The sequence below is a fragment of the Serinicoccus marinus DSM 15273 genome (assembly GCF_008386315.1).
Taxonomy (GTDB): domain Bacteria; phylum Actinomycetota; class Actinomycetes; order Actinomycetales; family Dermatophilaceae; genus Ornithinicoccus; species Ornithinicoccus marinus.
Genome location: NZ_CP043808.1, coordinates 719,419 through 739,804, shown reverse-complemented (window position 1 = coordinate 739,804; position 20,386 = coordinate 719,419). Strand labels below are relative to the sequence as shown.

21 protein-coding genes, 1 tRNA gene and 1 pseudogene are annotated in these 20,386 nt (G+C 73.4%); 9 read left to right on the top strand and 14 right to left on the bottom strand.

The window, feature by feature from the left end:
• Positions 1–10: 10 nt before the first annotated feature.
• The 4 genes from FU792_RS03650 to FU792_RS03635 all read left to right on the top strand — a co-directional run bounded on the left by FU792_RS03650 (position 11) and on the right by FU792_RS03635 (position 4,560).
• A complete protein-coding gene (locus FU792_RS03650) occupies positions 11–1,204 on the top strand; it encodes a glycine C-acetyltransferase (RefSeq protein ID WP_022924311.1) in 1,194 nt (397 codons plus the stop codon).
• Positions 1,205–1,256: 52 nt separating this feature from the next.
• Entirely contained in the window at positions 1,257–1,745 is a 489-nt protein-coding gene (locus FU792_RS03645; protein ID WP_022924312.1) for a hypothetical protein, read from the top strand.
• Positions 1,746–1,774: 29 nt separating this feature from the next.
• Complete coding sequence (locus tag FU792_RS03640; RefSeq protein WP_022924313.1) at positions 1,775–2,245, top strand: hypothetical protein; 471 nt, start codon at positions 1,775–1,777, stop codon at positions 2,243–2,245.
• A gap of 200 nt (positions 2,246–2,445) precedes the next feature.
• On the top strand, positions 2,446–4,560 hold the full coding sequence (locus tag FU792_RS03635; protein WP_022924314.1) for a heavy metal translocating P-type ATPase: 2,115 nt from the start codon (positions 2,446–2,448) through the stop codon (positions 4,558–4,560).
• A 33-nt stretch (positions 4,561–4,593) separates the two neighbouring features.
• Here FU792_RS03635 and FU792_RS03630 read toward each other — a convergent pair whose 3' ends face one another.
• On the bottom strand, positions 4,594–4,872 hold the full coding sequence (locus tag FU792_RS03630; protein WP_022924315.1) for a DUF3618 domain-containing protein: 279 nt from the start codon (positions 4,870–4,872) through the stop codon (positions 4,594–4,596).
• 88 nt (positions 4,873–4,960) lie between these two features.
• On the opposite strand from FU792_RS03630, the gene FU792_RS03625 reads away from it, so the two are divergent.
• A complete protein-coding gene (locus FU792_RS03625) occupies positions 4,961–5,443 on the top strand; it encodes a peroxiredoxin (RefSeq protein ID WP_022924316.1) in 483 nt (160 codons plus the stop codon).
• 92 nt (positions 5,444–5,535) lie between these two features.
• Here FU792_RS03625 and FU792_RS03620 read toward each other — a convergent pair.
• The 6 genes from FU792_RS03620 to FU792_RS03595 all read right to left on the bottom strand — a co-directional run bounded on the left by FU792_RS03620 (position 5,536) and on the right by FU792_RS03595 (position 9,801).
• Positions 5,536–5,618, bottom strand: a tRNA-Leu gene (locus FU792_RS03620).
• A gap of 13 nt (positions 5,619–5,631) precedes the next feature.
• Positions 5,632–6,582: a homoserine kinase gene (locus FU792_RS03615; RefSeq protein ID WP_022924317.1), complete on the bottom strand. Its 951-nt coding sequence runs from the start codon at positions 6,580–6,582 to the stop codon at positions 5,632–5,634.
• Entirely contained in the window at positions 6,582–7,676 is a 1,095-nt protein-coding gene (thrC, locus tag FU792_RS03610) for a threonine synthase (protein ID WP_022924318.1), read from the bottom strand. Before thrC ends, FU792_RS03615 begins: the two co-directional genes overlap by 1 nt.
• Before the next feature lie 161 nt (positions 7,677–7,837).
• Positions 7,838–8,569 (bottom strand): non-canonical purine NTP pyrophosphatase, encoded by a 732-nt coding sequence (locus FU792_RS03605; protein ID WP_033418674.1) that lies wholly within the window; start codon positions 8,567–8,569, stop codon positions 7,838–7,840.
• Entirely contained in the window at positions 8,566–9,360 is a 795-nt protein-coding gene (rph, locus tag FU792_RS03600) for a ribonuclease PH (protein ID WP_022924320.1), read from the bottom strand. The genes FU792_RS03605 and rph overlap by 4 nt, the downstream gene beginning before the upstream one ends.
• Before the next feature lie 90 nt (positions 9,361–9,450).
• Positions 9,451–9,801 carry a hypothetical protein gene (locus tag FU792_RS03595; RefSeq protein ID WP_022924321.1) on the bottom strand — a complete coding sequence of 117 codons (351 nt, stop codon included), beginning with the start codon at positions 9,799–9,801 and terminating at the stop codon, positions 9,451–9,453.
• A 34-nt stretch (positions 9,802–9,835) separates the two neighbouring features.
• On the opposite strand from FU792_RS03595, the gene FU792_RS03590 reads away from it, so the two are divergent.
• Positions 9,836–10,120: a DUF7218 family protein gene (locus FU792_RS03590; protein ID WP_022924322.1), complete on the top strand. Its 285-nt coding sequence runs from the start codon at positions 9,836–9,838 to the stop codon at positions 10,118–10,120.
• A gap of 42 nt (positions 10,121–10,162) precedes the next feature.
• Here FU792_RS03590 and yczE read toward each other — a convergent pair whose 3' ends face one another.
• Positions 10,163–10,876: a membrane protein YczE gene (yczE, locus tag FU792_RS03585; protein WP_022924323.1), complete on the bottom strand. Its 714-nt coding sequence runs from the start codon at positions 10,874–10,876 to the stop codon at positions 10,163–10,165.
• Between yczE and FU792_RS18375 the strand changes: the two are divergent.
• The 3 genes and pseudogenes from FU792_RS18375 to FU792_RS03575 all read left to right on the top strand — a co-directional run.
• Positions 10,869–11,645 (top strand): annotated as a pseudogene (locus tag FU792_RS18375) (aminotransferase class I/II-fold pyridoxal phosphate-dependent enzyme); the annotation flags it as partial. The gene yczE and the pseudogene FU792_RS18375 overlap by 8 nt on opposite strands.
• 122 nt (positions 11,646–11,767) lie before the next feature.
• Entirely contained in the window at positions 11,768–12,460 is a 693-nt protein-coding gene (locus FU792_RS18370) for an aminotransferase class I/II-fold pyridoxal phosphate-dependent enzyme (protein WP_338101152.1), read from the top strand.
• A gap of 212 nt (positions 12,461–12,672) precedes the next feature.
• Positions 12,673–13,983, top strand: a complete 1,311-nt coding sequence (locus FU792_RS03575) for an MFS transporter (protein ID WP_022924325.1) — start codon at positions 12,673–12,675, stop codon at positions 13,981–13,983.
• A 71-nt stretch (positions 13,984–14,054) separates the two neighbouring features.
• Here the strand turns inward: FU792_RS03575 and FU792_RS03570 are convergent, their stop codons facing one another.
• From FU792_RS03570 to FU792_RS18365, 6 genes are all read right to left on the bottom strand, one after another.
• Positions 14,055–15,677, bottom strand: a complete 1,623-nt coding sequence (locus FU792_RS03570) for a molybdopterin-dependent oxidoreductase (protein ID WP_022924326.1) — start codon at positions 15,675–15,677, stop codon at positions 14,055–14,057.
• A 52-nt stretch (positions 15,678–15,729) separates the two neighbouring features.
• Positions 15,730–16,179 (bottom strand): hypothetical protein, encoded by a 450-nt coding sequence (locus tag FU792_RS03565; protein WP_161600192.1) that lies wholly within the window; start codon positions 16,177–16,179, stop codon positions 15,730–15,732.
• 124 nt (positions 16,180–16,303) lie between these two features.
• Complete coding sequence (locus FU792_RS03560) at positions 16,304–17,062, bottom strand: MBL fold metallo-hydrolase (RefSeq protein ID WP_022924328.1); 759 nt, start codon at positions 17,060–17,062, stop codon at positions 16,304–16,306.
• A 119-nt stretch (positions 17,063–17,181) separates the two neighbouring features.
• Positions 17,182–18,198, bottom strand: a complete 1,017-nt coding sequence (locus FU792_RS03555; RefSeq protein ID WP_022924329.1) for a CNNM domain-containing protein — start codon at positions 18,196–18,198, stop codon at positions 17,182–17,184.
• On the bottom strand, positions 18,195–19,607 hold the full coding sequence (locus tag FU792_RS03550) for a hemolysin family protein (protein ID WP_022924330.1): 1,413 nt from the start codon (positions 19,605–19,607) through the stop codon (positions 18,195–18,197). The genes FU792_RS03555 and FU792_RS03550 overlap by 4 nt, the downstream gene beginning before the upstream one ends.
• A 140-nt stretch (positions 19,608–19,747) precedes the next feature.
• Positions 19,748–20,275, bottom strand: a complete 528-nt coding sequence (locus FU792_RS18365; protein WP_275100738.1) for an inorganic phosphate transporter — start codon at positions 20,273–20,275, stop codon at positions 19,748–19,750.
• Positions 20,276–20,386 lie beyond the last annotated feature (111 nt).

Here is a 20,386-nt window from a genome sequence, read left to right as displayed (position 1 = left end):
GAGCGATCAGATGTATGCCGATGTCAAGGACCAGCTGAGCGAGGAGCTCGCGCAGATCGAGGCCGACGGGCTCACCAAGGCCGAGCGGCAGATCACCACGCCGCAGTCGGCGCACATCGCGACGACGGCCGGCGAGGCGCTGAACTTCTGCGCCAACAACTACCTCGGGCTCGCCGACCACCCGGACGTCGTGGGCGCCGCGCGGCAGGCGCTGGACGACTGGGGCTTCGGGATGGCCTCGGTCCGCTTCATCTGCGGCACCCAGACCCAGCACCGCGACCTGGAGCGGGCGATCGCCGACTTCGTGGGCGCGCAGGACTCGATCCTCTTCCCGTCCTGCTTCGACGCCAACGGCGGCATCTTCGAGGTGATCTGCGGCAAGGACGACGCGATCATCTCCGACCAGCTCAACCACGCCTCGATCATCGACGGGGTGCGGCTGTCCAAGGCACAGCGCTTCCGCTACGCCAACCGCGACATGGACGACCTGCGCACCCAGCTGCAGGCCGCGCGGGACGGCGGGGCGCGGCGGGTGCTCGTCGTCACCGACGGCGCCTTCTCGATGGACGGCTACCTCGCGCCGCTGGAGCAGATCTGCGACCTGGCCGAGGAGTTCGGCGCGATGGTCATGGTCGACGACAGCCACGCCACCGGCTTCGTCGGCGAGGGGGGCCGCGGGTCGCACGAGGCGTGCGGCGTCATGGACCGGGTCGACATCGTCACCGGCACCCTGGGCAAGGCCCTCGGGGGCGGAAGCGGCGGCTTCGTCGCGGCGCACCAGGAGATCGTCGACCTGCTCAAGCAGCGGGCCCGGCCCTACCTTTTCTCCAACGCCGTCGCCCCCTCGGTCGTCGCCGGCTCGCTCAAGGCCCTGGAGATCGCCCGCGACAGCGACGAGCCGCGCGCGCAGCTGCGGCGCAACGCCGAGCTCTTCCGGTCGCTCATGGGCGAGGCCGGCTTCGAGCTGCTGCCCGGCGAGCACGCGATCGTGCCGGTGATGTTCCCCGGCGAGGACGGTGCGAGGACGGCCAGCCAGGTCGCCGACGCCATGCTCGAGCGCGGTGTCTACGTCATCGCCTTCTCCTACCCCGTCGTCCCCAAGGGGCAGGCCCGGATCCGGGTTCAGCTGTCGGCCTCGCACTCCGAGGAGGATGTGCGCGCCTGCGTCGACGCCTTCGTCGCCGCACGCGACGCCGTGGGCTGACGTGGCCCCGCAGCGCGACGAACGAGAGGCCCTCCGCACGCTGGCGCGAGGCGTGTCGCACCGGGCGTCCCGCGGCGAGCTGGCGTTCATGTTCGTCGTGCTCGGCGGCCTGATGTTCGTCTTCCGTGCCGTGTGGGCCGACGATCCCGTGGCCGAGGCGGCGATCTTCTCGACGATCTACGCGACCGTCTTCGTGGTGGTGTGGGCCTGGGCCGAGCGCCGCCGACGGGCCACCCGCTCCTCGGCACTCGACGCCACCGAGGTCGAGCCGGGTGTCGTCACGGCCAAGGAGCGCGGCACGGTGACGGTGCGGGGCGAGCGGCACGAGGTGACGTGGCGGCCCGACTCGACCCTGGGCCTCCGGGCCGGTCAGCAGGTCTGGGCCGCGCCGCGGATCGCGCCGGGCGAGCGGATCGTCCTGGTCCGGGCCGCCCGGTCCTTCGGTCTGATGCAAGACGTCGTCGGCAGCCGGTCTGAGGCGGTCGAGGCCGCGGCGCGACCGGACGGGCATACCGGCGCGCCAGGACGACGCAGGAGGTGAGCGTGAGCAGGCGAGACAGCGCAGACCCCATGTCTGAGGACGAGGCCCGGCGGATCCTGCGGGCCGAGGCGCGACGGATGCGGCTGCTCCTGGCGCTGTCGCTCCCCTGCGCCTTCCTCCTCTACCTCGGCTTCCAGCTCTGGCTGCTGGACCGACCGCTCGGTGAGTCCCTGATCTTCGCCGCGCTGATCATGTGTGGGGTGGGGCTGATGCAGTACCTCTTCCTCGGGCCGGTCTGGGTCCGGCGGCCGGGAGGTCCGCTGGTCGAGGCGAGGGTCGAGCGAGTCGGGACGTCGGGGTCTCGTGACGAGGTCGTGGTGCTGACGCGGGGCGACATCAGCGTGCGGCTCACGCTGCCTCGCGGCACCGCCGGTTTCCGTTCAGGTGACACGGTCCTGGTCTGCCCCCGCCTGGACTACGGCAACTCCATGGGTCTGGTCGTCCCGGAGCAGGTCAGCAGCACGCGTCCCGTCCTGACGGTGCGGGGCAGCGCCGCCTGAGCAGGCACGCCGGCATACCCCGCCAGCGCACGACCTGGCGGCCGCCGCACACCCCGGTATGCCCTGTCCGGGCGTCAGCGACGGGACCTGGGCAACGTTCTGCACCACAAGCAACCTTCTCGACGCTGCCTACGATGCAGAGCCTTGCCCGGGTCCGTGAGCTGGTTGACATATACCCCCTAGGGGTATATGGTCGGGCTATGGAGCACGCCCAGCACACGCAACAGCAGCACGACAGCGGCGAGCATGCGGGCCAGGGCCACGGCAGGCACGAGCACCCTGCGAGCGAGGGGGAGAGTGGTCACGAGCAGCACGCGGGCCACGGCGGGCACGGCGACCACGTGGCGCAGTTCCGCCGGCTCTTCTGGATCATGCTCGTCCTGGCCGTCCCCACGGTGCTCGCGAGCGGGGCCTTCGCGCACCTGCTCGGCTACCACCTGCCCGACGCCGCCTGGGTGAGCTGGGTCTCGCCGCTGCTCGGCACGGTGATGTATGCCTGGGGCGGGCGGCCCTTCCTCACCGGGGCGATCGCGGAGCTCCGCTCGCGGCAGCCGGGGATGATGCTGCTCATCGGCATGGCGATCACCGTCGCCTTCCTCGCGTCGTGGGGGGCCACGCTCGGCCTGCTCGACGGCAGCCTCGACTTCTGGTGGGAGCTGGCGCTCCTCGTCGTCGTCATGCTGCTCGGCCACTGGATCGAGATGCGCTCGCTGGCCGCCACGAGCTCGGCCCTGGACAGCCTCGCCGCCCTGCTGCCGGACGAGGCGGAGAAGGTCGAGGGCGACACCACGGTCACCGTCTCCCCCGCCGACCTCGAGGTCGGCGATGTCGTCGTCGTGCGCCCCGGGGCCGCCGTGCCCGCGGACGGTCGCGTCGTCGACGGCTCGGCCAGCATGGATGAGTCGATGGTCACGGGTGAGTCCACCCCGGTGCGCCGCGAGCAGGGCGACGACGTGGTCGCCGGGACGGTCGCGACCGACTCCGGCCTCCGCGTCGAGGTCACCGCGACCGGTGACGAGACGACCCTCGCCGGCATCCAGCGCCTGGTGAGCGATGCGCAGTCCTCCTCGACCCGCACCCAGCGGCTCGCCGACCGCGCCGCGGGCTGGTTGTTCTGGTTCGCCCTGGTCGCCGCGGTCGTCACGGCGATCGTGTGGTCGACGCTCGGTATGCCCGACTCCGCCGTCGTGCGGGCGGTCACCGTCCTGGTCATCGCCTGCCCGCACGCGCTGGGTCTGGCCATCCCGCTGGTGGTCTCGATCGCGACCGAGCGGGCGGCCCGCGGAGGGGTGCTCGTCACCGACCGGCTGGCGCTGGAGGCGATGCGCGGGGTCGACACGGTGCTCTTCGACAAGACCGGCACGCTCACCGAGGGCGAGCCCCGGGTCACCGCCGTGGAGCCCGCGGGCGAGGCCGGCGAGGACGACCTGCTCCGGCTCGCCGCCGCGGCGGAGGCCGACAGCGAGCACCCGCTCGCCCGCGCGATCGTCCGCGCCGCGCAGGACCGCGACCTCGACCTGCCGCGCGCGGCCGACTTCTCCTCCTCACCCGCGGTGGGGGTGCGCGCCACCGTGGACGGGACGACGGTGCAGGTCGGTGGCCCCTACCTCCTCGAGCAGGAGGGACTCGACGAGCTGCCGGCGGCCGACGCCTGGCGGGAGGAGGGCGCGATCATCCTGCACGTCGTCGTCGACGGCGAGGTCGCCGGCGCGCTCCGGCTCGCCGACGGCGTCCGCGAGGAGTCCCGCGAGGCGGTCGACGCGCTGCACGCGCAGGGCGTCGAGGTCGTCATGATCACCGGTGACGCCCGAGCGGTGGCCGAGTCGGTCGCCCGCGAGCTGGGCATCGACCGGGTCTTCGCCGGGGTCCGCCCCGAGGACAAGTCGGACAAGGTCGCCGAGCTGCAGGCCGAGGGCCGCACCGTGGCCATGGTAGGCGATGGCGTCAACGACGCCCCGGCCCTGGCCCAGGCCGACGTCGGTCTCGCGATCGGCGCCGGCACGGACGTGGCCATCGGCAGTGCCGGGGTCGTCCTCGCCGGCTCCGACCCGCGGTCGGTGCTGTCGGTGGTGGAGCTCTCCCGCGCGAGCTACCGGAAGATGACGCAGAACCTCTGGTGGGCCGCCGGCTACAACCTGCTCTCGGTCCCGCTCGCGGCCGGGATCCTCGCCCCCGTGGGCTTCGTGCTCCCCATGAGCGTGGGCGCCATTCTCATGTCGGCCTCGACGGTCGTCGTGGCGCTCAACGCCCAGCTGCTGCGGCGGCTCGACCTCTCCCCCGAGGCGAGCGCCGGCCGGGTGCGCGAGCGGGCCTGATCACGCAGCCGCGGCGCGGCCCCCGCATACCGCTCAGCTGCGGTTGAAGACCCGACGCAGGCTGCCGAGGGTGACCGCCAGGACGGCGACGCCCCCGAGCACGGTCGCGAGCCGGTCGAAGCGCGGGTTGCCCTCGGCGTCCATGGTCGCGTCGTTGACCTTGCCCTTGAGCGACGCGACCGCGTTGGCCTTGATGGTGTCCGGGCTCACCCGGTAGGTCAGCTCGTCGACGGTGCGCGCGAGCCGGCTGCGGGTCGCCGAGATGTCGGCCTCGATCTCCTTGACGGAGCGGGCAGGCTGCTTGTTGGCCATGTGGTGAAGTCCTCGGGTCGACGTGGTCGTGCTGTCTGCTGAGACGATAACTTAGGCCTGCCCCGTTGGTGACGTCGAAAGGACCCCCGTGCCCCGCCTCGAGCCTGGTCAGCCCGCCCCCGCCTGGACCCTGCCCACCGCCGACGGCGGCGAGCTGAGCCTCGCCGACCTCGCCGGCCGCAAGGTCGTCCTCTACGTCTACCCCGCCGCGATGACGCCGGGCTGCACGACGCAGGCCTGCGACTTCCGCGACAACGAGGCGGTCTTCACCCGCGAGGGGTATGCGGTCGTCGGCGTCTCCCCCGACCCGGTGGGCAAGCTCGCGACCTTCGCCGAGCAGGAGTCGCTCGGCTTCCCGCTCGTGTCCGACGAGAGCAAGGAGATGCTCACCGCCTACGGGGCCTACGGCGAGAAGCAGAACTACGGCAAGACCGTCGTCGGCGTCATCCGCTCGACCTTCGTCCTCGACGAGCAGGGTGTCGTCGAGGTCGCGAAGTACAACGTGCGCGCCAAGGGCCACGTCGCCTCCCTGGCCCGGCAGCTCGGCGTCGAGCTGCCGGGAGCCGGCTGAGGGTATACCTGTGCGCCTGGTGGTGCGCTCGCTGGTGACGCAGGCGTCACCATGGCGACGCCCAGGTCACAGGGAGCCGCACCAGCGTGCGGTGCGCTCGGCGGGACTCGAACCCGCACACCCACAAGGCACAGGAACCTAAATCCTGCGTGTCTACCAGTTCCACCACGAGCGCGTGAGGGACCAGCCTAGCCAGCCGCGTCGGTCACCACGTGCAGCCCGGTGCTCGGTATGCCCGGGGTCAGGACCCGCCAGCCGCGTCCCCACGAGCGGGCCTCGGCGAGCACCGTGGTGAGGAGGTCGGCGGTCGTGAGGCAGAGGACCGTCGGGCCGGCCCCCGAGACGACGGCTGCGTGCCCGAGGGCCCGCAGGGTGTCGACCGCCCCCATCGTGACGGGGTAGGCCTCGCGCCGCTGCTCCTGGTGCAGCCAGTCGCTCGTGGCGTCGAGCAGCAGGGTGGGGTCGCTGGTCAGCGCGTGCACGAGCAGCGCGGCCCGGCCCGCCTGCCGCACCGCGTCGGACCGGGGCACCGTGGGCGTCAGCACCGCCCGGGCGGTGGCCGTGTCGAGGCGCTGCCCCTCCGGCAGCAGCACGACCGGCACGACGTCGGGGTGCAGCGGGGGCCGCGCGGTGCGCACCACCTGGGCGCTGGGCATCCACGACACGGTGAGCCCGCCGTGGACGGAGGCGGAGGAGTTGTCGGGGTGCCCCTCGGCGACTCCGGCGTGCGTGTTGACGAGGCCCAGGTCGGCCTCGGTCAGGTCGCCGCCGCGCACCAGCGTGAAGCCGAGCCCCAAGCCGCCCACGATCGCCGTCGCCGAGCTGCCCATGCCAGCGGCCATCGGGATGGTGTTGGCGCAGGTCAGCCGCAGCCCGTAGCCGTCGAGCCAGCCGACCCCGCAGGCCTGCAGCGCCTCCCGCAACCGGGACGCGACGAGGTGCCGCTCGTCCGCCGGCAGGTCGTCCGCACCCTCCCCGGCGAGCACCACTTCCAGGGCACCCGCCTCGGGCAGCACCTCGACGGCATACTCGTCCCAGATCCCGAGGGCCAGCCCGACGCTGTCGAAGCCCGGGCCGAGGTTGGCGCTGCTGGCCGGCACCCGCACCCGGGCGGTCGCGCCGGGGGTGAGCGGTGCCATCACTCCAGCCCGAGGGCGTCGGCGACGCTGACGACGTCGACCGAGACCCGCACCGGGTCGACGTCGCTGCCGTCGGCCCCCTTCAGCGCCCACTGCGGGTCCTTGAGCCCGTGTCCGGTGACCGTGCACACGATCGTGGCGCCGGCCGGGACCTGCCCCGCGGCGTGCCGCTTCAGCAGCCCGGCGACCGAGGCGGCCGACGCGGGCTCGACGAAGATCCCTTCGCGCGAGGACAGCAGCCGGTGCGCGGCGAGGATCTCCTCGTCGGTGACGGCGTCGACGAGCCCTCCCGACTCGTCGCGGGCCGCCTCGGCCTGCTCCCAGGAGGCCGGGTTGCCGATACGGATGGCGGTCGCGATGGTCTCCGGGTCGTCGACCGGGTGACCCTTGACGATCGGTGCGGCCCCGGCGGCCTGGAAACCCCACATGCGCGGTCGGCGCGAGGCGGGGGCCGTGCCGCCGGCGCCGGGGGCCTGCGGGTCGGCATACTCGCCGTAGCCCTTCCAGTAGGCCGTGATGTTGCCGGCGTTGCCCACCGGGAGGCAGTGGATGTCCGGGGCGTCGCCGAGCGCGTCGACGACCTCGAAGGCGGCGGTCTTCTGCCCCTCGATCCGGGCCGGGTTGACCGAGTTGACCAGCTCGACCGGGTAGGCCTCGGCCAGCTTGCGCGCGAGCGTGAGGCAGTCGTCGAAGTTGCCCTGCACCTGGATGAGCGTCGCGCCCCCGGCGATGGCCTGGCTCAGCTTGCCCATCGCGATCTTGCCGTCGGGCACCAGCACGCCGCACTCCATCCCGGCCTTCGTGGCGTAGGCCGCGGCGCTCGCGCTGGTGTTGCCGGTCGAGGCGCAGATGACGGCCTTCGCGCCCTGCCGCGCGGCGTCGCTGATGGCCGCGGTCATCCCACGGTCCTTGAACGAGCCGGTGGGGTTGAGACCCTCGTACTTCACGTGCACCTGGGCCCCGACGAGCTCACTGAGGTGCTCGGCCGGGATGAGCGGCGTCCCGCCCTCGCGCAGGGTCACGACCTGCTCGGTGATCGAGGCGGACAGGCGGTCGGCATACTCGGCGATCACGCCGCGCCACTGGTGGGCCATCGTGGGGTGTCTTTCGTCGCAGGTGACCACGGGTCAAGGGACAAGGGTATGGGGTCGCGCGCCCCGTCCTGCACCTCACCCGGGAAGCGACCACGCCTCACTGCGGGAGTGACCACGGCCTGGCACGACCGTCATCGCCGACGTTGCTGATGACGGTCGTGCTATCCCGACCACGGTCCGGCGTCGGGGCCGAGCAGGGCCTCCAGGTCTCGGGCCAGTGCCCGGAAGGCCTCGCCGCGGTGGGAGATCGCGTGCTTCTCCGCAGCCGTGTGCTCGGCGAGGGTGCGGCCGTCCGGGCGGACGAGCAGCGGGTCGTAGCCGAAGCCGTTGCTCCCGCGCGGCTCCCGGCCGAGCACGCCGCGGCACCGGCCCTCACGGACCCACTCGGTCCCCGGCACCTGAGGGCCGGCGCCCCCGGCGGCGACGACCGCCTCGGGGGTGCGGCGATCGGGCAGCACGAGCGCCGCCGCACAGACGAACTCCGCCCCGCGGTGCTCGTCGGGCACGTCGGCGAGCTGGGCCAGGAGCAGATCGTTGTTGGCCTCGTCCTTGCTGCGGCCGGTGGCCTCGCCCAGCGGGCCGGACCAGCGGGCGGAGAAGATCCCCGGCGCACCGTGCAGCACGTCGACGGCCAGCCCGGAGTCGTCGGCGAGCGCGGGAACGCGCGTGGCGGCTGCGGCATACCTGGCCTTGAGCAGGGCGTTCTGCGCGAACGTGACGCCGGACTCGACGACGTCCTCGAGCCCGGGGAAGGCGTCCAGCCCGACGAGCTCGAGCCCGGCCCGGTCGAGCACGCCCGCGAGGATGTCGCGCAGCTCGCCCACCTTGCCCGGGTTGCGGGTGGCGAGGACGACCTGGCCAGGACGGTCCGCGCCCGAGGTGGGGTCGCTCACCACGTGGGTGGGCCCTGGTCCACGTCGGCGCCCGCCTCGTGGCTGTCCGACCCGGCCATGTCGTCGGCCCCGAAGGCGGCGGCCTGGCGGGCGGTCAGCTCGGCGCAGCCCTCGGCGGCCAGGTCCAGCAGCGCGTCGAGCAGCTCCCGGTCGAAAGGGGTGCCCTCGGCGGTGCCCTGCACCTCGATGAAGCGGCCGTCGCCGGTCATGACGACGTTCATGTCGGTCTCGGCGGTCGAGTCCTCCGGGTAGTCCAGGTCGAGCACCGGCTCACCCGCGACGACGCCGACGCTCACGGCCGCGACCGAGCCGGTGATGGGCTCGGCCTTCTTGGCGATGAGCCCCTTGGCGCGGGCCGTCTCGACGGCGTCGACCAGCGCGACGTAGGCGCCGGTGATCGCCGCCGTACGGGTGCCGCCGTCGGCCTGCAGCACGTCGCAGTCGAGCTGGATCGTGTTCTCCCCCAGGGCGTCCAGGTCGACGACAGCGCGCAGCGAGCGGCCGATGAGCCGGCTGATCTCGTGCGTCCGGCCCCCGAGCCGACCCTTGACCGACTCACGGTCCGAACGGGTGTGCGTGGAGCGCGGGAGCATGGCGTACTCCGCCGTCGTCCAGCCCTTGCCGCTGCCCTTGCGCCAGCGCGGGACGCCCCCGGTGAACGACGCGGCGCACAGCACCCGGGTCTTGCCGAACTCCACGAGGACGCTGCCCTCGGCGTGGTCGAGCCAGTTGCGGGTGATCCGGATCTCGCGGAGCTGGTCGGCGCTACGGCCGTCGTGGCGTGAGGTCATGGCAGCCAGGGTAGGCGCTCGACCCCGCTCCCCCCCACCGAGCGCCGCCAAGGGTTGCCCTCAGCCCACCGAGCGCCGCGAATGGTTGCTTCAGCCGTTCCGCTCGTCCCGCCACGCGAGCCAGGCGTCGAGCTGGTCGAGCGGGTGGTCCGGGCCGCTCGTGGTGACCGTGACGAGCCGTGCGCCCTCGGCATACAGGTCCTGCGCCGCCTGCCCCGGCCCGGGACCGTCGAGCGCGCCGCCGGCGACCGACACCTCGATCTCGCCGAAGTCGTAGCCGTCGGGCTCGCCCGTCAGCGGGAAGAAGTGGTCCCACGTGGTCACCACGTCGACGCCCGCCTCCTCGACGCGGCGCAGGGTCTCCCGGATCTGCGGGTGTGCCGCGTGCTGCGGCTGGATCTGCACGCCGAGGCGGACGGGGCGCTCAGGGGTCTTCGCCATGCGGCCCAGCGTGGCTGGGCATACCGTCGGGAGCATGGCAGGCGAGAACAAGACGCAGGACGACCCAGGCCCGAGCGTCAAGGACCCCGAGGTCTACGAGGCGCTGCGCGAGGACGGCGCGAGCAAGGAGAAGGCGGCGCGGATCGCCAACGCCGCGGCGAACTCCTCCCGCTCCGAGGTCGGCGAGCGCGGCGGTGAGGCCTCCGACTACGAGGACCGCACCGTCGAGGAGCTGCGCGAGCGGGCCGCCGAGCTCGACATCGAGGGCCGCTCCTCCATGACCAAGGACGAGCTCATCGAGGCCCTGCGCGAGCACTGAGCCAACGCGCGCGAGGGCGGGCCCGCCAACCGGCGGGCACCGTCACCGCCGGGCGCGGTCCCCGAGGTCGACGGTGAACCACGGCAGCAGCGCCTGGGTCAGCGGGCCGATGGCCACGGCATACACCACCGTGCCGAGGCCGACCACGCCGCCGAGCAGCCAGCCGAGCGCGATGACCGTCACCTCGATGCCGGTGCGCACCAGCCGCAGCGACCACCCCGTGCGGCGCGCCAGCCCCGTCATCAGCCCGTCGCGCGGGCCCGGGCCGAGCTGGGCGCCGATGTACATCGCGCTGGCGACCCCGTTGAGCAGCACCCCCGCAGCCATGAGCGCACCACGCACGACCCAGCCCTCACCCGGCGCCACGACCCACAGCGTCGCGTCCGCCGCGAGGCCGACGAGGAGGGCGTTGGCGATGGTGCCGAGCCCTGGCGACTGTCGCAGCGGCACCCACAGGAGCAGCACGAGCACCGACACCGCGATGATGATGACGCCGAGGCTGAGCGGCACGTGCCGGGTGACGCCCTGGTGCAGCACGTCCCACGGCATGTTGCCGAGCACGCCGCGCACCATGAGGGCGATCGAGGCGCCGTAGAGGGCGAGCCCGACGAGCAGCTGCGGGATCCGGCGACCGAGCCGCCCGGCGCGCAGCTGCTCGACCGGACCGAGCGCGGCGAGCTGGCGGCGCGGGTCGGCCGCGCGGCGCCGCGCGCTCGTGACGGCCCGGGAGTTCTCCACGTGGGTGAGCATGCTCATACCTCCAAGGTGCGCGCAACTGGCTATGCGATCCATAGCCACTTCCGAGCCGGTGGACACAAAGTGGCTATGGACGAGAGGGCCACCTGTCGAACACAGTGGGGGTATGCCCCGCGTCCTCACCGCCCGCGCCGTCGCCGACCTCGTGGCGCCGGCGCTGGCCGCCGAGTCGTCCGGGCCGGCCTACGGCCGCCTCACCGAGGCGCTGCGGCACCTCATCGCCGACGGCCGGCTGCCCGAGGGCAGCCGGCTCCCCTCCGAACGGGACCTGCCCGGTCCCCTGGGCCTCAGTCGGACCACGGTCACCCGTGCCTACACCGCGCTGCGCGCCCAGGGCTACCTGCACACCCGCCGGGGATCGGGCAGCGTGGTCCAGGTGCCGGACGTCCCGGGCGGGCGCATCGACCACCTGCTGACGCCCTCGGCGCTCAGCGACGGCGCGATCGACCTGACCTGCACCGCGGCCGGTGCGCCGGGTGGCACCTCGGAGGCCTACGGGCAGGCGCTGGAGGAGCTCGGGGCCTACCTGCCCGGCACCGGCTACTACCCCGGCGGCGTCCCCGTCCTGCGCGAGGTCGTCGCGGAGCGGTTCACCGCGCGCGGTCTGGCGACGACACCGGACCAGGTCATCGTCGCGCCGGGGGCCCTGGCCGGAGTGGCGATCGCGGCTCGGGCGCTGCTGGCGCCACGGGGCCGGGTGCTCGTCGAGACGCCCACCTACCCCAACGCCATCGCCACCCTGGAGGGCGCCGGTGCGCGCACCGTGGCGCACCCGATCGAGCACGCCCACGACGACTGGGACGTCGCTGGGCTGGGCCGGACGCTGCGTCAGAGGCGGGGCGCGCGTTCGCCTACCTCATCCCCGACTTCCACAACCCCACCGGCGCTCTCATGCCGGCCGGGCAGCGGGCCGAGATCGGCCGGATGCTGCGGGCCGCGGGCGTCGTGCCGATCATCGACGAGTCGATCGTCGACCTGCCGCTCGACGGACAGGTCGTCCCTGAGCCGCTGGGCCGTCACGTCCCGGACGCGATCACCGTCGGCAGCGTGAGCAAGTCGTTGTGGGGCGGGCTGCGGGTCGGCTGGCTGCGGGTGCCGCGGGGCCGCGCCGCAGACATGGCGGCGAGCCGGCTCAAGCTGGACCTGGGGGTGCCGGTGCTGGAGCAGCTCGTCGCCGCACGGATGCTGCAGGCGGCGCCCGAGATCCTGCCGCAGCAGCAGGCCCGGCTCCGGGCGGGCCGCGACGTCCTGCTGGCCGGGCTGCGCGAGCACCTGCCCGACTGGCGAGTGCGGGTGCCGAGCGGCGGCATGGCGCTGTGGTGCGCCCTGCCGCGCCCGGGATCGACCGCGCTGGCGACCGCGGCGCGGGCCTATGATGTCGCGCTCGCCGCCGGCCCCAACTTCGCCGCGGGCGGCGGGCTCGACGGCTGGGTCCGGTTGCCCTACGTGCTCGGCCACGACCAGCTCGAGCAGGTCGCACCGCGGCTCGCGCAAGCCTGGGCCGACGTGCTGGCGGGCCGGGTCAGCGCTGGCCGGGACGACCGGCGCGGACCTCAGCCGGTCGAGCGCCGCATCATCGCCTGACCAGCCCCCACCGAGCGCCGCCAGTGGTTGCCCCACTCCACACCGAGGCCGCCAGTGGTTGCCCCAGCCCCCACCGAGCGCCGCGAGTGGTCGTCTCGTGCCAGACCGGGGTCACGAGATAGACTGGTCGTGCTTGACAAGGGTTCTGCGCGCCGGGTGGCTGGGACGGCGCGTGCGTCCGTCCACGACGGACCGATGCGAGAGGCAAACCCGTGTCACCCGTCCAGTCCTACCGTCAGCTCTTCGCGCTCACCGGCCCGATGTATGTCGTGATCGCCTTCCTCGGCCGGCTCCCCCTGGCCATGTCGCAGATCGCCGCCCTGCTAGCCGTATCCGGCGCGACCGGATCGTATGCCGCGGGCGGCGCGACCGCGGGCGCCCTCGCCGTCGCGAACGCCCTCGGCTCCCCGGTCGCCGGGGCCCTCACCGACCGGGTGGGTCAGCGCCCGGTCCTGCTGGTGCAGAGCGTGCTCGGGGCCGTCGGCCTCCTGGCTCTCGCCGTCCTCACCCTCCGGACCGAGGCCGGTGATCCCTGGTGGCCGCTGCCTCTCGCGGCCGCCCTCGGCGGAGCCTTCGTCCCGCAGGTCGGCACGATGGCCCGCGTGCGCTGGCGGCCGATCAGTGCGGCCGGCCTGCGAGTCGGCCCGACCAGCTCGGCGACAGCAGAGCATGCACCTCCCCGGACCACCGCCGACGCCCGTGTCATGGACGCCGCCTTCTCCTACGAGGGAGCAGCCGACGAGGCGTCCTTCGTGCTCGGCCCCGCGCTCGTCGGCCTCATCGTCACGGCCGCCGCCCCGGTGGCCTCGCTCGTCGTGGCGGCGGCTCTGCTCGGTGCCTTCGGCACGTGGTTCGCGCTGCACCCGACGGTCGCCCTCGTCGGTCGCGACACCAGCGGTGGTGGGGGCCGGGGCCGCCTGGTCACCCCCGCCCTCCTCGTGCTGGCCGGCATCCAGCTCAGCATCGGCATGGTCTTCGGCTCGATCCAGACGGGGACCTCGGTGCTCGCCACCCAGGCCGGCGCCCCTGGGCTCACCGGTCTGCTGCACGCGCTGCTCGGCGTCGGCAGCGTCCTGGCTGGGCTGGCGGTCGTCGCGCTCCCCGAGCGCGTCGGGCACCTGACCCGGCTGCGCGTCTTCAGCCTCGCGCTGGTGGTCCTGGCCCTGCCGCTGCTGCTGGTCGACTCCGTGGGGTCGCTGTCGCTGGCACTCCTGGGCCTCGGCATCGCGATCGCGCCCGCCATGATCACGACGTTCACGCTGGCCGAGCGGACCACGCCGGTCCGGCGGCTCGGCGCCGCCATGACCGCCCTCGCCGCGTCGACCGGCGCCGGGTATGCCCTCGGCGCGGCTCTCGCCGGTCGCCTCGCGGACGTCGGCGGACATCTGCCCGCGTTCGCTGTCACCGTCGCGGCCACGGCGCTCGCGGCAGGGCTGGCCTGGGCGGGTGCAGGTGCCGTGCGCAGTCAGGCGCAGACTCCTGCGCCGGCACCCAGGACGGAGCTGGCGCCCACGGCGCAGTAGGCATACCGCGAGCAACCATCCGCGACGCCCGGTCGGGGCAGGAGCAACCTCTCGCGGCGCCCGGTCGGGGGTCAGGCGACGGTGAAGTCGACCGTGTGCCAGCCGCTCGCGCCGTTCGGCGCCGGGGCGGCGCTCTCCTCGGTCTGCGTCTGTCCGTCGGCGTCGGTCGCGCGCACCCGCACCTGGTGATCGCCGGAGGTCGCCTCGGGCCAGGCATACGTCCACAGCCGCCAGGCGTCCACGGTCGGCTCCTCCAGCAGGGTGGCCTCCTGCCAGTCGCCTCCGTCGACCTGCACCTCGACCCGCTCGATGCCGCGGTGCTGGGCCCAGGCGACCCCGGCGAGGACGACGGCGCCGTCGGCGTCCGGCTCGAGCCGACCCCCCGAGCGCGGCACGTCGATCCGGGAGGCCGTCTTGATCGGGCCCCGGGCCGACCAGCCGCGCGGCGTCCAGTACCCCTCGTCCGCGTCGAAGCGGGTCACCTTGAGCTCGGTCACCCACTTGGTCGCCGAGACGTAGCCGTAGAGCCCCGGCACCACCAACCGCACCGGGTAGCCGTGCTCGGCCGGCAGCGGCTCGCCGTTCATCGCCACCGCGAGCAGCGCGTCGCGGTCGTCGGTCAGCGCCTCGATCGGGGTGCCGGCGGTCCAGCCGTCGGTGCTGCGCGAGAGCACCATGTCGGCCTCCGGCTGCACCCCCGCACGGGCGAGCAGCTCGCGCACCGGCCAGCCGAGCCACCGCGCGTTGCCGACGAGGTCGCCGCCGACCTGGTTCGACACGCAGGTGAGGGTCACGAGTGCTTCGACGTGCTCCTCAGCGAGCAGGTCGGCATACGTGATCTCGACCTCCTGGTCGACCAGACCGGTGACGCGCAGAGTCCACCCGGCCGCGTCGACGCGGGGCACGCGCAGCGCGGTGTCGATGCGATAGAAGTCCTCGTTGTCGACGAGGTATGGCGTGTGCCCGGTGATGTCGCTGGTCGCGCCCCCGGGCACGCTCACCGTCCGGGTCGGCGTGGGCAGACCGAGCGCCTCGGCGGTGCGCTGCACCGCGCGGCCACCCGTGGACAGCACCTGACCCGCGACGACGCCCAGCACACCGAGGCCGGTGAGGCCACCACCGAGGAGCAGGACGCTGCGCCGGGTGGATCCGCTCGGTGGCGCCGCGGACGGGTGGTGCGACGAGCTCGGGCCGCCGTCCCGCACGCCGGCCACCCGGTCGAGCAGCCACAGGAGCACCCGTCCGCCGACCACCACGCCGAGGGCGGTGGGCACGAGGTCGAGCAGACCCGTGGCTGGACGGCTGTAGACGGCCGCCAGCCCCACCAGGCCCACCACCGCGAAGGCGCCGATCCCTGGCCCCCGGCGACGCAGCGCGAGGACGCCGATGAGCGCGCACACGACGGTGAGGGTGATCGCCATGCCGACGCCCAGCGCCAGCTTGTCCGCGGTGCCGAAGGTCTCGATGGCCCAGTCCTTGAGCCACGGCGGTGTGCGGTCGACGAAGGCGCCACCGACGGCCAGCAGGGGTGAGGAGGTCCCGGCCGAGCCCAGCCAGCCGGTCCACACCGCGGCCAGGACCTCGGCCAGACCCAGGGTCACGGCCCCGGCAGCGATCCCGGCGAGGGCCGCGAGCAGGCCGCGGCCCTGGGGTCGCTGGGTCGAGGTCGGCTCGGGACGGGTTAGCACGGACATACCTCCATGATGCGCGCCCCGAGGCCCGTCCGCGCACCGGAGCCGTGGATCGTCATCGTTTCGTCAGACGTGGCCCGGGGCGACGGGACGCCACCTGGGCAAGGCTCTGCACCGCAGGCAGCACTCTCGACGGGGTATGCGGTGCAGAACCTTGCCCAGGTCGGCCCAGGGGGAGATCTCTAGACGCGGCGCGGGCCCCACCTCCGGACGCGGCGCGGGCGCCGACCCGTGGAGGGGACGGCGCCCGCGGCGCGCCGAACAGCCAGACCAGCAGCAAGGCGATCTGCCCCAGCGCCGCCCCCAGCGACTGGCCGTCGGAGGACTGGCGCTGCAGGAACTTGGCCCTGCCCACCAGCTTGGTGAAGCCCGCCTTCACCAGACGCGCCTCGATCCACGTGACGATGAGGATGATGAGGGCGATCCCGGCCTTCTCGGCCAGCCCCACCCAGTCGTAGTCCCGCCAGGTATCCCTCTCTCCTTGGGTCGATGTCTGCGCGATCACGGCCCGCCAGATGGCCTGGACCTCGCCGCAGGGGAACAAACCCGACACCAACCTGAGAGCCGAAACCCCCCGAAACATCACTATCTGACGTGACTGGTGTGACAGTTGGGGCTTCTGAGGTCACTCAGACCTCCCAGATCCCTCCTTCCTCAGCGAGTGTCAGCGGGCCTGGCCACGCCTCTTCTGCCTCCCGTCGCGCCTCCTTCCGGTCGGCCCAGGGCGGCAGGTGGGTGAGGACGAGCCGGCCCACGCCTCCTGCCCCGGCGACCGCCTGCCCGGCCCGCTCCGGCGTGAGGTGTATGCCCCGCGTCGCCTCCGCGGCCTCGAAGCCCGCCTCGACCAGGGCGAGGTCGGCGCCCTGCAGCAGCGGCACCAGAGCCTCGCAGCTGTCGGTGTCACCGGTGTAGGCCAGCACCCGCCCACCCGCCTCGACCCGGAAGCCGAAGGCCGCGACAGGGTGGCGCACGGCATACGGGGTGATGGTGAAGGGTCCGACGCGCACCGCGACCCGGTCGGTGAGCTCGCCCCAGGCGATGCCCCGCAGCGGCTCCGCGGCGCGCACCCCGTGCGCCCGGGCCATCCGCTCCGCCACGCCCGGCGGCCCCCACACCGGCAGGTCGTCCGTCGCCGGCGTGGGGCCGTGCCGGCGCAGCACGTGCAGGCCGGTGAGGTCGAGGCAGTGGTCCGGGTGCAGGTGCGTGAGCAGCACGGCGTCGAGCGCGAGCGGATCGGTATGCCGCTGCAACGGCCCGAGCGCCCCCGAGCCCAGGTCGAGCAGCACCCGCCACTCCCGATCACCGTCGTGCGCGCTGAGGAGGTAGCAGCTCGCGGCGCCGCGCGGCCCCGGCAGCGAGCCGGAGCAGCCGATCACCGTGAGTTTCATGGCCCCATGCTGCCGCACCGGACCGACAGGCCCGGGATCGTCTCAGCGTCGGCGTCCACACGGTCGGCGTCATCGGCGTCGGCGTCGTCCCTGACCCGCCTCCGGCGACGTCCCCGACCTCAGCCGGCCGACCGCTCCAGCGGCAGCACCCGGTGCATGATGTCGGCGATGCTCACCAGCCCGACCAGCCGCCCCTCGCCGCGCAGCACCACGAGCTGCTCGCCCGAGCCGCGCATGGTCGTGAGCGCCTCGTAGACCGGCGTCTGCGCCGGCAGCACGAGCGCGGCCCGGGCCAGCGGCTCGGCGCGCTCCTCACCGGAGTGCAGCAGCGTGTCCCGCACGTGGACCACGCGGGGGTCGGTGGTGTCGTCGTCGAGCATGAGGATGCGCTTGTGGCCGGTGCGCGCCGACGCCTCCTGCACCTCGCCGATCGAGGCGCCAGAGCCCACCGCCGCCAGATCGAGCTCCTCCGGCGCCACCTGCGCCAGGGTGAGCTCCTCCAGCTCGAGGGCCTCGGAGATCTGCTCCTGGTAGGTGCTCTCCAGCGCCCCCTCGGCCGCCGACTGCTCGACGAGGACGCGGATCGTCTGAGCGTCCTGCCCGCCGACGGCGGCACGGTCCACCGGGGTGACTCCGCTGGCGGACACCAGGCGGTTGGCCACGGCGTTGACCCAGACCAGCAGCGGCCGGACGACGGTGATGAAGCCGCGCATCGGCAGCGCGATGAGCCGCGCCGCCCGCTCGGGGTGCGCGATCGCCCACGACTTGGGCGCCATCTCGCCCACCACGAGGTGCAGGAAGGTGACGAAGAGCAGGGACAGGCCGAAGGACATACCCCCGGCCAGCCAGCCGGGCAGCCCGAGGTCGGCGAGGATCGGGCCGAGCCAGTAGTCGAGCGCCGGCTTGGTGACCGCGCCGAGGGCGAAGGTGCAGGCCGTGATGCCCAGCTGGGCGCCGGCGAGCATGACCGTGAGCTCGTTCATGCCGCGCAGGGCGGCCCGGGCCGAGGCCGAGTGCTCGGCCTCGTTCTCCAGCCGGCTGCGGCGGGCACCCAGGAGGGCGAACTCGACGATGACGAAGAGCGCGCTCAGCACGATGAGCAGCACCGTGACGAGGGTGACGGTCAGTCCGTTCATCGCTGCTCCTCCTCGCGCCCGGCGGCCTCGGTGTCGTCATCCATCGACTCCGGGTCCTGCGACAGCGCCCGCTCCACCAGCCGCACTCCCAGCAGGCTGGGCACGTGCCGGTCGATCTCCCGCACCTCGATCTCGACCGACCGGGTGACCCGTTCGTCGAGCACCATCTCGGCGGGGTCCTCGGCGAGGTCGACGACCACGGTCTGGCCGACCTCCGGCAGCGCCCCGAGCTCGGCGATGACCAGGCCCGAGACGGTCTCGTAGTCGCCCTCGGGCAGGTCGTGGCCGAGGGCGCGCTGCAGCTCGTCGACGTGGACGTCGCCGTCCATCCGCCACAGGTGCTCGTCCTCGCCGACGATCCCCTCCGGCACCTCGTCGTCGTGCTCGTCGGTGATCTCGCCCAGCAGCTCCTCGGCCAGGTCCTCCATGGTCAGGACGCCGGCGAAGCCGCCCCACTCGTCCACCACGCAGGCCAGCTGCTGGCCCGAGCTGCTCAGCTCGGCGACCGCGTCCGGCAGCGCCATCAGCGTGGGCACGATGAGCGGCTCACGCATGATCTGACTGGCGTGCTCGGCGTCGGGGTGCCGGAGCACGTCGACGAGGTTGACCACGCCCACCGGCTGGCCCTCGTCGTCGATGACCGGATAGCGGGTATGCCCGTGCGCCATGAGCTCCCGCAGCTCACCGACCGGGGTGGCGGGGGCGATGGTGTCGACCCGCGAGCGCGGCATCTGGGCGTGCTCGACGTCCTGGTCGGGGAAGTCCAGGATCCGGTCGAGCAGCACCGACAGCTCGGCCGGCAGGTCGCCGCTGTCGCGGGAGTCGGCGACGATCCGCTCGAGGTCCTCCGCGGTCGCCGTGGTGTCGAGGTCGTGGATGGGCTCGATCCCCACCAGCCGCAGCAGCGCGTTGGCCGACCAGTCGAAGACCTTGATGAGCCAGCCGAAGACGGCGAGGTAGATGAGGGTCGACCGGGCGAGCGCGCGGGCGAGCGGGCCGGCGTTGGCGATGGCGAGGTTCTTGGGGTAGAGCTCGCCGAAGATCATCTGGACCACGGTCGCGATGGCCAGCGCCGCCACCGTGCCGACGGTGATGCTCAGCGCCTCCGGCACGCCCGTGCCCCCGAGGATGACCGACAGGCCGCGCCCGACGAGGGGCTCGGCGACATACCCGACGAGCAGGCCGGTGACCGTGATGCCGAGCTGGGCGCCGGAGAGCATGAAGGAGGTGCGGCGGGTCACCCGCAGCGCACGCTCGGCGGCCTCGTCCCCGCTCTCGGCCTCTGCCGCGAGCCGCAACCGGTCCACCGACATGTAGGCGAACTCCTGGGCCACGAAGTAGCCGTTGGCCGCGATGATGACGGCGATGGCGAGCACGCCGACGAGCAGCAGCAGGATGGCGGTCGTCACGAGAGCACCGCCGTGGTCGGGGCGGGCAGGGACGGGCCGTCAGGACAGCCAGGGGCATGGAACCGTTCTTTGGTGCGAGGGTCGGGGCGAGGATCCAGGATACGTGAGCGCAGCGCCGCGACCGCCTCGGCGCTCCCCGGTCAGGGGAGCAGCATCCCCCGCAGCGCGAAGAAGAACAGCGCCGAGAGGATGCCGGCCACCGGGACGGTGATGACCCAGGCGGAGGCGATCTTGAGGATGTGCGAGCGGCGGACCAGCTGGCGCTTGAGCGCCTTGCGCAGCTTCTTGCCCTGGGCGGCGGTGATGACGGCCTCCGGGCCCATCTCCTGCAGCGTGTCCAGCATCCGCCGCTTGTCCTCGGGCCGCGCCTCGCGGAAGGCCTCGAGCATCCCCTCGACCTTGGCGAAGTCGGTGTCGTCGCGGTGGGCGCGGAGCACCTTCTCGATCGCCCGGTTCATCCGGTCGTCGAGGAACTCCCGGAGGAAGCCGACGCCGAAGATGCCGCCGAGCGCGACGTGGGTGGAGCTGACCGGCAGGCCGAGCTGGCTGGCGACGATGACCGTGACGGCGGCGGCCAGCGCGATGCAGAAGGCCCGGGAGCGGTCCAGGTCGGTGATCTCGGACCCGACGGTGCGGATGAGCCGGGGGCCGAAGAGGGCCAGACCCACCGAGATGCCCACGGCACCGATGACGAGCACCCACAGTGGTATGCCCGCCTCACCCCCGCCGCTCCCCCGTCGAGCACCTCGACGATGCCGGCCAGCGGCCCGACCGCGTTG

Bases quoted from the DNA above. Each gene is read 5' to 3' on its own strand.
- FU792_RS03650 (WP_022924311.1), top strand. From the start codon at position 11: ATGTATGCCGATGTCAAGGACCAGCTGAGCGAGGAGCTCGCGCAGATC.
- FU792_RS03640 (WP_022924313.1), top strand. From the start codon at position 1,775: ATGTCTGAGGACGAGGCCCGGCGGATCCTGCGGGCCGAGGCGCGACGG.
- FU792_RS03635 (WP_022924314.1), top strand. From the start codon at position 2,446: ATGGAGCACGCCCAGCACACGCAACAGCAGCACGACAGCGGCGAGCAT.
- FU792_RS03630 (WP_022924315.1), bottom strand. From the start codon at position 4,872: ATGGCCAACAAGCAGCCTGCCCGCTCCGTCAAGGAGATCGAGGCCGAC.
- FU792_RS03615 (WP_022924317.1), bottom strand. From the start codon at position 6,582: ATGGCACCGCTCACCCCCGGCGCGACCGCCCGGGTGCGGGTGCCGGCC.
- thrC (WP_022924318.1), bottom strand. From the start codon at position 7,676: ATGGCCCACCAGTGGCGCGGCGTGATCGCCGAGTATGCCGACCGCCTG.
- rph (WP_022924320.1), bottom strand. From the start codon at position 9,360: ATGACCTCACGCCACGACGGCCGTAGCGCCGACCAGCTCCGCGAGATC.
- FU792_RS03595 (WP_022924321.1), bottom strand. From the start codon at position 9,801: ATGGCGAAGACCCCTGAGCGCCCCGTCCGCCTCGGCGTGCAGATCCAG.
- FU792_RS03590 (WP_022924322.1), top strand. From the start codon at position 9,836: ATGGCAGGCGAGAACAAGACGCAGGACGACCCAGGCCCGAGCGTCAAG.
- yczE (WP_022924323.1), bottom strand. From the start codon at position 10,876: ATGAGCATGCTCACCCACGTGGAGAACTCCCGGGCCGTCACGAGCGCG.
- FU792_RS18370 (WP_338101152.1), top strand. From the start codon at position 11,768: ATGCCGGCCGGGCAGCGGGCCGAGATCGGCCGGATGCTGCGGGCCGCG.
- FU792_RS03570 (WP_022924326.1), bottom strand. From the start codon at position 15,677: ATGTCCGTGCTAACCCGTCCCGAGCCGACCTCGACCCAGCGACCCCAG.
- FU792_RS03560 (WP_022924328.1), bottom strand. From the start codon at position 17,062: ATGAAACTCACGGTGATCGGCTGCTCCGGCTCGCTGCCGGGGCCGCGC.
- FU792_RS03555 (WP_022924329.1), bottom strand. From the start codon at position 18,198: ATGAACGGACTGACCGTCACCCTCGTCACGGTGCTGCTCATCGTGCTG.